Source organism: Mesorhizobium sp. CA16 (assembly GCF_020165175.1).
Lineage (GTDB): Bacteria > Pseudomonadota > Alphaproteobacteria > Rhizobiales > Rhizobiaceae > Mesorhizobium.
Map to the genome: position 1 here is coordinate 421,152 of NZ_JAIUHP010000001.1, position 13,991 is coordinate 435,142.

14 protein-coding genes are annotated in these 13,991 nt (G+C 65.9%); 7 read left to right on the forward strand and 7 right to left on the reverse strand.

The features are described 5' to 3' along the window. Positions 1-2: 2 nt before the first annotated feature. Genes LB525_RS02105 through LB525_RS02115 form a run of 3 tightly spaced genes read right to left on the reverse strand, consistent with a single transcriptional unit; the run spans position 3 to position 2,574 of the window. On the reverse strand, positions 3-1,271 hold the full coding sequence (locus LB525_RS02105; protein WP_224543191.1) for a CCA tRNA nucleotidyltransferase: 1,269 nt from the start codon (positions 1,269-1,271) through the stop codon (positions 3-5). After that, entirely contained in the window at positions 1,268-1,900 is a 633-nt protein-coding gene (locus tag LB525_RS02110) for a CoA pyrophosphatase (RefSeq protein WP_140838715.1), read from the reverse strand. The genes LB525_RS02105 and LB525_RS02110 overlap by 4 nt, the downstream gene beginning before the upstream one ends. Beyond that, positions 1,900-2,574 carry a DUF1285 domain-containing protein gene (locus LB525_RS02115; protein WP_411970997.1) on the reverse strand — a complete coding sequence of 225 codons (675 nt, stop codon included), beginning with the start codon at positions 2,572-2,574 and terminating at the stop codon, positions 1,900-1,902. Before LB525_RS02115 ends, LB525_RS02110 begins: the two co-directional genes overlap by 1 nt. A gap of 154 nt (positions 2,575-2,728) precedes the next feature. Here LB525_RS02115 and LB525_RS02120 point away from each other — a divergent pair, with 154 nt between their 5' ends. The 4 genes from LB525_RS02120 to LB525_RS02135 are packed head-to-tail and all read left to right on the forward strand — an operon-like array spanning position 2,729 to position 9,557. Continuing rightward, positions 2,729-3,733: an AAA family ATPase gene (locus tag LB525_RS02120; protein ID WP_095766493.1), complete on the forward strand. Its 1,005-nt coding sequence runs from the start codon at positions 2,729-2,731 to the stop codon at positions 3,731-3,733. Then, on the forward strand, positions 3,733-4,647 hold the full coding sequence (locus tag LB525_RS02125; protein WP_224543194.1) for a DUF58 domain-containing protein: 915 nt from the start codon (positions 3,733-3,735) through the stop codon (positions 4,645-4,647). The genes LB525_RS02120 and LB525_RS02125 overlap by 1 nt, the downstream gene beginning before the upstream one ends. After that, on the forward strand, positions 4,644-7,466 hold the full coding sequence (locus LB525_RS02130) for a DUF4159 domain-containing protein (protein ID WP_224543196.1): 2,823 nt from the start codon (positions 4,644-4,646) through the stop codon (positions 7,464-7,466). Before LB525_RS02125 ends, LB525_RS02130 begins: the two co-directional genes overlap by 4 nt. A 3-nt stretch (positions 7,467-7,469) precedes the next feature. Beyond that, the gene (locus LB525_RS02135; protein WP_224543197.1) at positions 7,470-9,557 is read left to right on the forward strand and encodes a hypothetical protein; all 2,088 of its coding nucleotides are present in this window, start codon (positions 7,470-7,472) and stop codon (positions 9,555-9,557) included. Positions 9,558-9,606: 49 nt separating this feature from the next. Here the strand turns inward: LB525_RS02135 and clpS are convergent, their stop codons facing one another. The 4 genes from clpS to LB525_RS02155 form a co-directional block, all read right to left on the reverse strand. Then, the gene (gene clpS, locus LB525_RS02140) at positions 9,607-9,912 is read right to left on the reverse strand and encodes an ATP-dependent Clp protease adapter ClpS (protein ID WP_140546186.1); all 306 of its coding nucleotides are present in this window, start codon (positions 9,910-9,912) and stop codon (positions 9,607-9,609) included. 127 nt (positions 9,913-10,039) lie between these two features. Next, positions 10,040-10,372 carry a hypothetical protein gene (locus LB525_RS02145; protein ID WP_224543198.1) on the reverse strand — a complete coding sequence of 111 codons (333 nt, stop codon included), beginning with the start codon at positions 10,370-10,372 and terminating at the stop codon, positions 10,040-10,042. A 152-nt stretch (positions 10,373-10,524) separates the two neighbouring features. Continuing rightward, positions 10,525-10,800, reverse strand: coding sequence for a hypothetical protein (locus LB525_RS02150; protein ID WP_140838736.1), 276 nt, complete (start codon positions 10,798-10,800; stop codon positions 10,525-10,527). A 33-nt stretch (positions 10,801-10,833) separates the two neighbouring features. Further along, entirely contained in the window at positions 10,834-11,139 is a 306-nt protein-coding gene (locus LB525_RS02155; protein WP_095766486.1) for a hypothetical protein, read from the reverse strand. 247 nt (positions 11,140-11,386) lie between these two features. On the opposite strand from LB525_RS02155, the gene LB525_RS02160 reads away from it, so the two are divergent. From LB525_RS02160 to LB525_RS02170, 3 genes are all read left to right on the forward strand, one after another. Then, the gene (locus tag LB525_RS02160; protein ID WP_095766485.1) at positions 11,387-12,103 is read left to right on the forward strand and encodes a response regulator; all 717 of its coding nucleotides are present in this window, start codon (positions 11,387-11,389) and stop codon (positions 12,101-12,103) included. Beyond that, a complete protein-coding gene (locus LB525_RS02165) occupies positions 12,100-13,509 on the forward strand; it encodes an ATP-binding protein (RefSeq protein WP_224543200.1) in 1,410 nt (469 codons plus the stop codon). The genes LB525_RS02160 and LB525_RS02165 overlap by 4 nt, the downstream gene beginning before the upstream one ends. 95 nt (positions 13,510-13,604) lie before the next feature. Beyond that, positions 13,605-13,979, forward strand: a complete 375-nt coding sequence (locus LB525_RS02170) for a YciI family protein (RefSeq protein ID WP_224543201.1) — start codon at positions 13,605-13,607, stop codon at positions 13,977-13,979. Positions 13,980-13,991 lie beyond the last annotated feature (12 nt).

Here is a 13,991-nt window from a genome sequence, read left to right on the forward strand (position 1 = left end):
GTCTAGCTCTCCAGCGCCTGCGCGGCGCGTTCCACCAGCGCGCCGCGTTCCAGGGTGAAGCCGGACTCGACCCATTCCTTCTCGAGGTTCTTCAGCGTGGCGCCGAGCTTCGGTCCTGGCGACGCGCCAAGCGCGGTCAGGTCGGCGCCTTTTATCGGAAACACCGGCTTTTCCCATTTCAGCGTGAAATTGAGCAGGCGTGAAAAGCCGCCGGCTTCCATCATCGCCTGATTGTCCTCGACTGCGCGTGTCCGCGCGGCGGCAAGCGCCAGCCGAATGCGGTCGATATAGCCGTTGCGGTCGCCGTAATAGAGTTTCTTGGCCAGCTCGGTCTCTGTCGCCTTGGCATCCGGCGCGATCGTCAGTGCCCAATGCCGCAGGCGGCCGGCCTCGTCGTTCGACAATCGCAGCCGCTCGCCAAGCGTCTTCATGCGCACGGCATCGGGCGGGACGATCGCCTCCAGCCTCAGCACAGGATCGGCGGCCCAGCCGAGATCTTTTCCAGTTTTGACCAGGCCATGGATGGCGTCGATGCCCCACTTCTCGCTTTCCGGCAGCACGGCGGTGAGCACGCCTGCCTGGCGCATCCATAAGAGCGCGCGCGAGGGATCGGGAGCCGACAGCAGCTTCTTCAGCTCGGACCAGACGCGTTCAGCCGAAAGCCGGGCAAGTCCGTCCTTCAGCCTTGCGCAGGCCTTCAGCCCTTCCGCGTCCGGCCGTCCGTCGCCATACCAGGCAAAGAAACGGAAAAAGCGCAGGATGCGCAGATAATCCTCGCGGATGCGCGCCTCCGCGTCGCCGATGAAACGCAGCCGCCGCGCCGCTATATCGGCGACACCGCCGACGAGATCGACGACCGTGCCGTCCGCTTCGGCGTAGAGCGCGTTGATGGTGAAGTCGCGCCGCTCGGCGTCCGCTTTCCAATCGCGCCCGAAGATCACCTTTGCCCGCCGGCCGTCGGTCTCGATATCGGCCCTGAGCGTTGTCACCTCGTAAGGCTTGCCACCGGCGATCACTGTGATCGTGCCATGCTCTATGCCTGTCGGCACCGTCTTGAAACCGGCCGCCTCGGCGCGTCGGACCGTCTCCTCGGGCACGGTGGTTGCGGCGATGTCGATGTCGGCGACCGGCTGGCCGATCAGCGCATTGCGCACCGCGCCGCCGGCGACGCGCGCTTCCTCGCCGCCCTGCTTCAGCGCGGCAAGAAGCTTCTGCAGATGTTTGTCGGCCAGCCAATCGGCCCTGCCCGAGAGTGACGCCTCAGCGGTCAACCATAAAGCCTTTCATAGAGCGTGCGGATGATGCCGGCGGTGACGCCCCAGATACGCTGGCCGCCATAGGGCATCTCGTAGAAGAACCATTCGAGCTCGTTCCACATGCGGCTGTCGCGCGCGTGGTTGGCCGGATCCATCAGGAAACTCAGGGGCACCTCGAAAGCCGCGTCGACCTCATCGGCATTGAGCGTCAGCGAAAAACCCTGGCGCACGATGGCAAGCACCGGCACGATGCGGTAGCCGCTGCCGGCGACGTAGTCGGGCATGCGGCCGATGATCTCGACGAAATCCCGTTCGAGGCCGATCTCCTCGAAGGTCTCGCGCAAAGCGGTTGCCTCGGGGCTTGCATCGGTCGCATCGATGGTGCCGCCTGGAAAGGCCACCTGGCCGGAATGGCTGCGCAGTTTCTCGGCGCGCTTGGTGAGCAGCACCATGGCGCCCTCGGCGCGGTCGACCACGGGAATCAGCACCGCCGCGTCTCGCAGCGGCTTGATATGTTTGAGCCTGGGATGGCCGGGATTGAAGCGATGATCGCCGAATTCGTCGCCGGGAACGATCGCCGCTTGCGCCGCGACGCGCGCCCGAAAATCCGCGACCGAAAACGCCGCCGGCGTCACCTGGTCCATCACGCGCTCAGCCGCTTCAGTTTCTCGGCCGGCATGATCGGATAGACCTCTCCGCCCGAGCGAATGGCGAACATCGCCTTGCCGCCGATGTCGATCTCCTCGCCATGCTCGACCAACTCATACATCACCGGACGCGCCACCAGCGCTTCCAGTCGTCCGCGCACCAGCACATAGGGTTTCAGTCCGCCGGTTTCGTCCTCGTCGACGAAGCGCAGCGCATGGCAGGGGCCGGCGGCGACGACATCGCCGACATTCGTGCGGAAGGTGACAACCTGGTCGTTCCCGCTCCCGGACACGTTCATTTCGACGGCGATGAAGGGCGCGTCGACGACGCGGATCCCAACCCGCTCGACCGGCGTCACCAGATAGGTCTTGCCGTCGGCATCCTTGCGCAACACGCTGGAAAAGAGCTGCACCAGCGGCATGCGGCCGATCGGCGTGCCGAGATAGAACCAGGTCCCGTCGGCCTTGATCTCCATGTCGAGGTCGCCGCAGAACTCCGGATTCCAGCGCTCGACCGGCGCCGGCCCCTTGCCGGCCCGGGCCGCGCGGGAGATCAGCGCCTCAAGGCCGCGCGCCTCTGTGGCGCCGATCAGGCTCTGTTTGCTCAAGCTGTGCTCGCCAGCGCTCTGTTCGTCGGGCGTTTGTTCACGATGTTCGCTGCGTTCGGCCATGGTCACGAAATAGTCACTGTTGTCCCGATTGTCAGCCTTGTCCGCCCGAGTCTGTGATTTAAGTTCAATTACAGGCGCCAGGTGAGGCCGAATCGCGGCATTCTGCGGCATCGAGAGTGCAGGCCGGCATTTCCAACCACAAGGATCGAACGGCATGAGCGTGATGATCAAGGAAAGCCCGATCAGCGAAAAAGCGATGATCGAGGAAGCCGAAAAGGCGCTGGCCGATATCTCCAGGATCCGCGACGCGGTCGGCAGGGTGATCTTCGGCCAGGAGGCGGTCGTCGAGCGCACGCTGGTGGCTCTGCTGGCCGGCGGTCATGCGCTGCTGGTCGGCGTGCCGGGCCTCGCCAAGACCAAGCTGGTCGAGACACTAGGCATCGTGCTCGGCCTCGATTCGCGCCGGGTCCAGTTCACGCCCGACCTGATGCCGTCGGACATCCTCGGTTCCGAGGTGATGGAACAGGACGAGTTCGGCAAGCGCTCCTTCCGCTTCATTTCCGGGCCGATCTTCACGCAATTGCTGATGGCCGACGAGATCAACCGCGCTTCGCCGCGCACGCAATCGGCGCTGCTGCAGGCGATGCAGGAATATCATGTCACCATCGCCGGCGCCCGCCACGACCTGCCCGCGCCCTTCCACGTGCTGGCGACGCAGAACCCGCTGGAACAGGAAGGCACCTACCCGCTCCCCGAAGCTCAGCTCGACCGTTTCCTGATGCAGGTCGACATCCTCTATCCCGAGATCGAGGCGGAACGCCGCATCCTGCTGGAAACCACCGGCGTCGACGAAGCCAAGGCCGACAATGTGCTGCAGCCGGCACGGCTGAGGGAAATCCAGACGCTGATCCGGCGCATGCCGGTGCCGGAAAGCGTCGTCGAGGCGATCCTCAAGCTGGTGCGTTCGGCCCGGCCCGGCCAGGGCAATGCCGAGACCGACAAGCATGTCGCCTGGGGGCCGGGCCCGCGCGCCAGCCAGGCGCTCACCCTGTGCGCCCGCGCCCGCGCCCTATATGATGGCAGGTTGGCGCCTTCGGTCGACGACGTTCGCGCCTTGGCCGAACCGGTGCTGCAGCATCGCATGGCGCTGACTTTCGCCGCCCGCGCCGAAGGCACTTCCGTGCGCGACGTGGTGGCGAAGCTGGCAAAAGGCATCTGATGGGTCGAATAGGCGAGGTCCAGACACCGGTTGCGACGCGCGACGCGCTCGCCCGTGGCCGGTTGCGGGCTTCACTGGTGCCGGACCTGCTGGTCGAGGCGCGCCGTGTCGTCAATACGGTGATCGCCGGCTGGCATGGCCGTCGCAAGCGCGGCATCGGCGAGAATTTCTGGCAGTTCCGGCCCTATGTCGAAGGGGATTCCTCGCGCATCGACTGGCGCCGCTCAGCGAGAGACGACCATACCTATGTGCGCGATCGTGAATGGGAAGCCGCGCACACCGTCTGGCTCTGGGCCGACCCCTCGCCTTCCATGCTCTACAAATCGGCCGCGGCAAGCGTCTCCAAGCAATCGCGCGCGCTGGTGCTGGCGCTCGCCATGGCCGAGCTCTTGTCGCGCAGCGGCGAGCGCATCGCCTGGCCGGGCCTGACCGACCCGTTCACCGCCCGCAACGGCGCCGAGCGCATCGCCGCCCAGCTCAGCCACGCCGCCGCGCTTCCGGCCAAGCCCGATCTGTCGGCCATCCGCCGCTTCTGCGACATCGTGCTGGTCAGCGATTTCCTCGATCCGGTCGAGGAAACCATGGCCTGGCTCGACGTGCTCGCCCGCCACGGCGTGCGCGCGCATCTGATCGAGGTGGCCGATCCGGCCGAGGAAACCTTCCCCTATGCCGGCCGCACCGAGTTCACCGATCCCGAGACCGGCGACAAGCTGACCGCCGGCCGCGCCGAGATGCTGGCCGAGGAATATCGCCTGCTCTACCAGGCCCGCCGCGAGGAACTGGCCGCCTGGTGCAAGCGTCTCGGCTGGAGCTACACCGTCAACCACACCGACCGCCTCGCCTCAGAGGCGCTGGTGCGCGTCCACATGGCGATGACCGCTGACGGCACCAATTTCGGAAGGGCGGTCGCATGAGCTGGCTGCCGCTTTCCTTCGGGGCGCCCATGGTGCTGTGGGGCCTTCTGGCGCTGCCGGTGATCTGGTGGCTGCTGCGGCTCACCCCGCCCAGGCCGCAAACGGAGGTTTTCCCGCCGCTGAGAATCCTTGCCCGGGTCCTGAGGCGCGAAGAAACCCCGCAGCAAAGCCCATGGTGGCTGACGCTGCTTCGGTTGCTGATGGCGGCGCTCATCGTGATGGCGCTGGCCGAGCCGGTCTTCAATCCGCGCGAAAAACTGCCGGCGGAAGGTGCTGCCCTGGCGCTTGTCGTCGACAATGGCTGGGCGAGCGCCGCCGACTGGAACAAGCGCGTCGCCACCGCCGAGCGGCTGATCGCCGACGCCGGCTCGAACGGCGTGCCGATCGTCATCGCCTTCACCGCCGAGAAGCCCAATGCCGAGATCGGCCCTTTCGACGCTTCGGGCGCGCTCGATCACCTGCGCGCCGCCAAGCCGCGGCCGATTCCTACCGACAGGCCCGCCGTCTACGCCCGCGTCGCCGCCGCGTTGGAGCGCCTGCCGGGTGCCAGCGTCGCGGTGCTCGCCGATGGGCTTGCCGCCAAAGGCGACGAGGCCGCTTTCAAGACGCTGCTCGAAAAGAATGCGACACGGCTGGTCTGGGCCACATCCGACCGGCCTTCCGTGACCGGCCTGATTGGCGCCGACAACCAGGTCGATGGTTTCGCTTTGAGCGCCATTCGCGCGCCGGGCAATCCGGCGCCGGCGCAGGTCACCGCTGGCGCCTTCGATGACAAGGGCCGCCGCATCGCCGATGCGACGCTGACCTTCGCGCCGGGCGAAGCCGCCGCCACGGGGACGATGGCGGTTCCCTTCGAGCTGCGCAACGACTTCGCTTCGATCGCGCTCGACGGCGAGCACCAGGCCGGCGCCGTGCGCGTGCTGGACGAGAGCTCCAAACGCCGCCGCGTCGGCCTTTTGTCGCAGGCCGAGGCCGACCAGGCGCAGCCGCTTCTGTCGCCGCTCTACTATATCCGCCGCGCCCTGCAGCCCTTCGCCGACCTGGTCGAGCCGTCGAGCGCCGACCTTGCCGACGCGATTCCGCAGCTTCTCGACCAGAAGCCGGCGATGATCATCATGGCCGATGTCGGCACCATCCCGGCGCAGGTCAAGCAGCGGCTGGTCGATTGGGTCGACAAGGGCGGCACGCTGGTGCGTTTTGCGGGTCCCCGCCTTGCCGCCGCCGGCAATGACGACGACCTTTTGCCGGTCAGGCTGCGCAGCGGCGAGCGGGCGCTTGGCGGCGCGCTGTCCTGGACGACGCCGCAGGCTGTGACCGAATTCCCGAAGACCGGTCCCTTCGCCGATCTTGCACCGCCTTCCGAGGTCACGGTGAGCCGGCAGGTTCTGGCCGAGCCGACGCCCGACATCGTCGAACGCACCTGGGCCACGCTTGCTGACGGCACGCCGCTTGTGACGGGCATGAAGAAGGACAAGGGCACGCTGGTGCTCTTCCATGTCACGCCCGAGGCGACCTGGTCGAACCTGCCGATCTCCGGCAGCTTCGTCGAGATGCTGCGGCGCGTCGTGCAATTGTCGCGCAACCAGGGCGCGGCAATCGCCAATGCCGAAGCCGCCGCCGCATCGCTCGCGCCCTACCGCATGATCAGCGCCGACGGCATGCTGACGCCGCCCTCGCCGGATGCCCGGCCGCTGGTGCCCGGCGCCGGCCCGCTGCCGGTGACACTGGAAAATCCGCCCGGTCTCTACGGTTCCGAGACGGGCGTCTTCGCGCATAATCTGCTCGATGCGTCGAGCACGTTCGCACCGCTGGTCCGTCCGCAGGTTTCGCTGCCGGTGACGGCCATCCCCTATGCCTTTGACGAATCGCAGAATCTCAAGGGGCCGCTGGTCGCCGTCGCGCTGCTGTTGATGGTGCTCGACACTTTGGCCGTGTTCTGGATGGGCGGACTCCTGGCGCGCCGGCCGCGCCGCGCAGGCACGGCGGCGACCGCCGCGGCCGTTCTGGTCGTGCTGGGCGGCCTCTTCGGCCATGCCGATCTTGCCCGCGCCGACGATTCCAAGCCCGGCGACACCCAGGCGATCGAGGATATCTCGAAAACCCGCATCGCCTATGTCATCACCGGCGAGCCGGGCGTCGATTCGATCAGCCGCGCCGGCCTCGAGGGCCTCACCCGTTTCCTCATCGAAAAGACCGCGCTTGAGCCCGGGCCGCCGGCGGGCGTCGACATCGCCAAGGACGAGCTGTCCTTCTTCCCGCTGATCTATTGGCCGATCGATGCGACGGCGCCCATGCCCAGCCAGGCGGCGATCGCCCGCATCGACGCCTATATGCAGCAGGGCGGCACGGTTCTGTTCGATACGCGCGACCAGTTTTCCAACGGCATCGGCGCCGGTTCGGCAAGCCCGGCGACCGAGCGGCTGCGCGACATCCTCGGCAATCTCAACGTGCCGCCGCTGGAGCCGGTGCCGTCGGACCACGTGCTGACCAAATCTTTCTTCATCCTTCCGGAGTTCCCCGGCCGCTTCAACGGCAGCCCGCTCTGGGTCGAGGCCTCGCTCGACGCCAGCAACACCGAGAACCGCCCCGTGCGCACCGGCGACGGCGTCTCGCCGATCATGATCACCGCCAATGATTTTGCCGGCGCCTGGGCCATCGACGAGAACGGCGATCCGATGCTGCCGACCGTGCCGCCCGATCCGATGCAGCGCATCTACGCGCTGCGCGCCGGCGTCAACATCATGATGTACATGCTGACCGGCAACTACAAATCCGATCAGGTGCATGTGCCGGTGCTGCTCGAACGTCTGGGGCAGTAGATCATGAACTGGTCCATCTCCTTCGAACCGCTTCTCTCCTGGCCGCTCTTCGGCCTGCTCTTCGTCCCGTTGCTCTTGCTGGCGCTGGTCGGCCTGTGGTTCCGCCAGCGCGGCTCGGCATTGCGCTTCATCGCGCTGCTCGCGCTTGCCGCTTCATTGCTCAATCCCGTTTTCCTCGCCGAGGAACGCGAGGCGCTGAAGAGCGTCGTCGCCCTCGTCGTCGACCGCAGCCAGAGCCAGGACATCGGCGACCGCACCAAGCAGACCGACGAGGCGCTGACCGGCCTGCAGCAGCGTCTTGCCCGCTTCAAGCAGTTCGATGTCCGTGTCGTCGAGGCCGGCAAGTCCGAAGCCGCCGACGAGCGCACCGAAACCAGGCTGTTCAGCGCGCTGGAAGGCGTCTTCCGCGACGTGCCGCCGTCGCGCATCGGCGGTGCCGTCATGATTACCGACGGCGAGGTGCATGATGCGCCTGCCGGCGCGCCGGAGTTCAACGCGCCGCTGCATGCGCTGATCACCGGCAAGGAGCATGAGAAGGACCGCCGCATCCGCTTCGAGAACGCGCCGCGCTTCGGTCTCGTCGGCAAGCCGCTCGACATGACCTACCGCGTCATCTCGACGGAAGGCGATGGTGCTCCGGTGGACGTGCGCGTCTCGGTCAATGGCGAGCAGGTCTCGGTCGAGCACGCGACCGTCGGCCAGCCGATGAAGCTCTCGGTCACCATACCCAATGCCGGCCGCAACATCGTCCAGCTCGGCATCGACCGGGAGCCCGGCGAGCTGACCGACGCCAACAACCGGGCGATTGCCCTGGTCGACGGCATCCGCGAGAACCTGCGCGTGCTCCTGGTTTCCGGCGAACCGCATGCCGGCGAGCGCACCTGGCGCAACCTTTTGAAGTCGGACGCGTCGGTCGATCTCGTCCACTTCACGATCCTGCGTCCGCCGGAAAAACAGGACGGAACGCCGATCAATGAGCTGTCGCTGATCGCTTTCCCGACGCGCGAGCTGTTCGTCGAGAAGATCAAGGATTTCGATCTGATCATCTTCGACCGCTACCAGCACCGCGACGTGCTGCCGATCCTCTATTACGACTACATCTCCGAGTATGTCGAAAAGGGCGGCGCGCTGCTGATTGCCGCCGGCCCCGAATATGCCGGCGAGAACTCCATCGCCCGCACGCCGCTCAATGCCGCTCTGCCGGCCATGCCGACCGGCGAGGTGGTGGACAAGGCCTTCTACCCGCGCCTGACCGATCTCGGCCAGCGCCATCCGGTGACGCGCGGGCTCGACGGCTCGGCAAGCGAGCCGCCGCATTGGAGCCGCTGGTTCCGCACCATCGGCGTCAAGAACCCGGAAGGCGAAGTGGTGATGAAAGGCGCCGACGATCGGCCCCTGCTCCTGCTCGCTCGCAAGGGCGAGGGCCGTGTCGGCATGCTCCTGTCCGATCAGGGCTGGCTGTGGGCGCGCGGCTTCGAGGGCGGCGGGCCGCATGTCCAGCTTTACCGCCGCATCGCCCACTGGCTGATGAAGGAGCCGGAACTGGAAGAAGAACGGCTAACCGCCGACGGCCGCGGCATGATGCTCGAAATCCGCCGCCAGACGATGAGCGACGATCCCGGTCCCGCCCAGGTCATCACGCCGTCAGGCAAGGCGGTGGCGGTGAAGCTCGAGAAAGCCGAGCCCGGCATTTTCACCGGCAGCCTGCAGACCGGCGAGATCGGCCTTTACCAGATCGGCAATGGCGACCTTACTGCGCTTGCCCATGTCGGCCCGATCAACGCGCCGGAATTTTCCGACGTGATCTCGACCGAGGATCGGCTGAAGGCGCCCGCCGAGGCGACCGGCGGCAGCGTGCGGCGGCTGGCTCCGTCGTCGACGCTCGGCAATCTCGCCGGCGGCTTGACACTGCCGTCGATCGTTCCCGTCCGCTCTTCAGCGGCCGCGTCGGGCGACGACTGGATCGGCCTGCGCACCACCGACGACAGCACGCTCAAGGCCGTGTCGCGCGTGCCGCTGTTCGGCGGTTTCCTCGGCCTCGGCCTCCTGCTGCTCGCGATCGGCTCGATGTGGTATCGCGAAGGGCGGTGACGCCACCTTCTTCCTTCTCCCCTTGTGGGAGAAGGGAAAGCGCCTGCCCCTACTCTTCCGGTTCTGTGGTGAACAGCAGCGGATAGCCCTTGGCCTTGCCGGCGTCGGTCGCCCGCGTCGCCTTGGTCTCGGCGATATCGCGCGTAAACACCGCGACGACGCACACGCCGCGCGTATGCGCGGTGATCATGACGCGATGCGCCTGATCCTCACTGAGCTTGAATTCGCCCTTGAGCACCGTCACCACGAACTCGCGCGGCGTGAAATCGTCATTGACGAGGATGACTTTGTAGAGCTTCGGCCGCTCGGTTTTCGGCTGCGTCTTAGTGCGGGGTTTGAGGACGGTTTCGGGCATCGGATCCACCAGCGAGAACTGGGCTCTCTCGCTCTCATTCTGTCACGCAGCAAATATACGTCCAATTCCACGCGCGGATAAGGCCGGCCTGGACCATCAGCCCTATGTGGGGAATCATTGCCGAAGGTCAACGGCCCTGGCGGCGCAACGCGGTGCCCGATCTGCCGGAACCTGCACCGCCATCCATGTCGGAGCCGCGTTCGACGAAGGCGAACAACATCCAGGCGACAAAGCCGATCACGGTCGCACCGGCCAGCAGGATCAGGACCCAGGACTGCGCCGGCGTGATGTAGTCGAAGCTTGAAGAGATCAGCGGAGCGAACAGCTCGGGCTCCGTCCTGCCGCTGGCGGGATCCGGCACGGGGCTTGCGGTAAAGATGATCAACGATCGTGCCGCCGCGGTGGCGATCAGGCCGCCGAGGGTCAGCGAACGCATCAGGGACGAAAACCGCTTCTTCATGCGGACTGTCCTACAGCACCGGCATTGCGATCGGGTTAAGGATAGGACTTGAGCGCGGTGGAAACCTGCTGGTTTCGGGCTCCCTGCCGCAAGCAAGCCGCCCCTGCCGAAATCGACCGGAGCGGCTTCGTCTAGTGGCGCAGAGCGCTGGATCAGGGCTTCTTGGCAGCCGGCTTCGCAGCAACGGGCTTCGCAGCCGACGCTTTCTTCTTGACCGGGCACTTGTGCGTCTCGGTCACTTTGCAGGCCTTCTTGGCAGCGACCTTCTTCATCGGCTTCGCAGCCGTGCTATCCGCCGGAGCAGCCGTGGTGGTCGCGGTCGAAGCAGCCGGGGCAGCCGTCGTCGTGGCGGCGGCGTTGCCGAGCGCCGGCATCGCGAAGGCGAGAGCAACACCGAGGCCGAGGGCGGAGAGGATGGACTTCTTCATGGCTTCATTTCCTTTTTCTTGCGGGTCTTGGTGTCACTGAACGGGATCGATCGGTGCCACTCCAAGCAGCTTCAAAGCATTTGCGAGCATCCGGATTCCCTGTGCCTGCTTCTTGTTGGCGCAGAACCGGTTTCCCCTTCTTTGCAGTGCTTTCGCCGCGGTGACCTGCGTTGCCGCGGCATGGGTTTCGAGAGCTTCGTCAACCTGACGGCTCAGATTGGTGCAGCGCTCGGTCCGGGTGAGCGGAGCGACGACCTTTGCGGTGGAGGCGCCGTCCGCGGCTGTGATGAGCGATATGCTGAGCAAAGCACCCATCACGCTGATCCAGAACCTCTGCATTGGTCTTGTCCGTTACTCCGGAAACTCGCGTCGCAGCCGATGACCTGACCGCCACGGCACCGTTTATGCCCTTGAAATTTTTCACCAGTTTTTCCCAACTGTAGAATTTTGTTTCTGGATTGTTTCTGAGGAATCCGCCCGGCGCGGCGATCGCGGCCACTGGCCAAGATGTGGCCCGAATTCTATCGTGTGGGTTGTCTCGAACGGATATCCAGCAAGAGCCGGCAAAGAGAATCATAGGTTTCGAGTGAAATCCGATGCGCACATACTGATCGTCGACGACGACAAGGGCATACGCGACCTGCTGCAGGAGTTCTTCCACAAGCGCGGGCTGCACACGACGGTGGCTGGCGACGGCACCGAGATGGAAGCGGTCCTGCGCCGCACGCCGGTCGACCTGATCGTTCTCGACGTGATGCTGCCCGGCAAAAGCGGACTTGAGCTTTGCCGCGAGATCCGCGCCAACTACACCACGCCGATCATCATGCTGACCGCGGTCACCGAAACGACCGACCGCGTTGTGGGCCTCGAAATGGGCGCCGACGACTACGTGCCCAAGCCCTTCGATCCGCGCGAGCTGTTGGCCCGCATCCGCGCCGTGCTGCGGCGCAACGGCAGCGCCGAGCCGCGTCGGCCCGCCGCCAGGCAGGTCTACCGCTTTGCCGGCTGGACCATGGATTGCGCGCGCCGCCGCCTGACGGCTCCCGACGACGTCCGGGTTGAGCTGACGATGGCGGAGTTCAACTTGCTGCAGACCTTCGTCAAGAGCGCGCAGCGCGTGCTTACTCGTGAGCAGCTGATTGAGCTGTCCGGCGGCGACACCGGCTACAGCTTCGACCGCAGCGTCGACATTCTGGTGAGCCGGCTGCGCCGCAAGATGGAAGACGATCCGAAAACGCCGAAACTGATCCTGACCGTGCGCAGCGGCGGCTATCAGTTTCTGCCCGAGACGACGGCCGAATGAGACGCTTCCTGCCGCAGACCCTGCCAGTCTGGGTGCTGCTCATCGTCATTGCCGGTCTAATGCTGAGCCAGGTGACGACGCTTTACATCGTCGCGCGCGATCGGGCCGCCGCCAACGGCGTCGTCGATCTCTACCGGTTGAACGACCGCGCCTATTCGCTGGTGCAGCTGATGCATGACGCCACGCCCGAAGAGCGCAAGGCGACCGCCTCCGGCCTGTTCAACTCGACCTATGCGCTGACGGTTTCGGACACGCCCGCCGTCACCTCTTCGATCGCCGGCGACGACCAGCTTGCCGAGTTGGAGGATATCCTGGTCGGACGCTTGTCGAAGTTCGGCATCACCGATGCGCGCGTGCGCCGCGATCCGGCCACCCAGGAGGCCGATGTCCCGGACGGGCAGGCGGTGAACAAGGATGTCGGCCAGGTCGAGCGCGACCTGCTGGTCCTGGCCGCGGATTTCGCGCAAAGCGACAAGCTGACCGCCTCGCTGCGCTTTTCCGACGGGCAGTGGCTGAATTTCACCGAACCGATCACGCCGGCGGGACCGATTCTGAGCCTCGACAGCCTGCCGCTTTACTCACTGATCGCCGGCTTGATCATCATCATGTCGATCTGGTCGCTGCGCCGGCTGACCGCGCCCTATCGGATGATGGAAACGGCGGTGACGCGCATCGGCAATGACCTGAAAAGCCCGCCGATCGCCGAGAGCGGAAGCCGCGAGATCCGCGCCGCCGCGAAAGCGATAAACGCCATGCAGATGCGGCTGCGCGATTATGTCGAGGACCGCGAGCATCTCGCGGCGGCGCTGGCGCACGATCTGCGCACGCCGCTGACCCGGATGCGCCTGCGTCTCGAACTGTTGCGCAGGTCGCCCGCGCGCGAGGCGCTGGCGCACGACCTCGCCGACATCGAAAGCATCGCGAGCTCGGTCATCGACTTCGCCAAATTCGAGGTGACGGAGGAAAAGGCCGAGCGGATCGATTTTTGGTCGCTGGTGGAATCGGTCGCGGATTCCTTCGACGGCGCGTCCTTCGACGAAGGCGTGGTTCCGTCGCGCGGCCTGATCTGCGTCGCGCGGCCGGTGGCGCTGCGCCGCTGCGTCACCAATCTCATCCAGAACGCTGTAACCTACGGCAAAAAGGCGCATCTCGGCGTGCGGCGATCGGGCGACATGATCACGCTTTCAATCCGCGACGAAGGCCCCGGCATCCCGCAGGCGAAGCTGGACGCGGTGTTCGGCTCCTTCGTGCGGCTGGAGGAATCGCGCAACCGCACGACCGGCGGTCTAGGCCTCGGCCTCACGATCGCCCGCAACATCGCCCGCGGCGCCGGCGGCGAGGTCGATCTCTCCAACTACCCCGGTGGCGGCTTGTTGACGGAGCTGAAGCTGCCGGTGGCAGCTTGAGTCAGGAGTGGGCTTTGTCCGCCACCGGCGCCACTGGATCAGTCGAACCATCCTTGTGATAGTGCGGCCCGCCTGGTTACGAGGGAAATCCACCCATGTTCTACGCCGTCCTTGCCTACCATGTCGAAGACACCGTGCAGTCCTGGTCGCCAGATGAGGATGCGGCATTGATGAACGACCTGCTCGAGGTCAATGACAGGCTGACCCGCGAGGGCAAGCTCGGGCCCGCGGCCAGGCTCGGCGCGACGGCCAAGGCCATGACGCTGCGCGGTCCGGGCGACGGCTTGGTGATCGACGGTCCCTTTGCCGAGACCAAGGAGCAGTTGCTCGGCCTCTATGTTCTCGACTGCGCGACCCAGGACGAGGCGATTGCCGCTGCGCGCGACCTCAAGCGCGTCAACCCCACCGCCGTCTATGAGATCCGGCCGATCATGCTCTATCTACCGGGCGCCACGCTGACGGTAAGCTGAGACAGCTTCCCG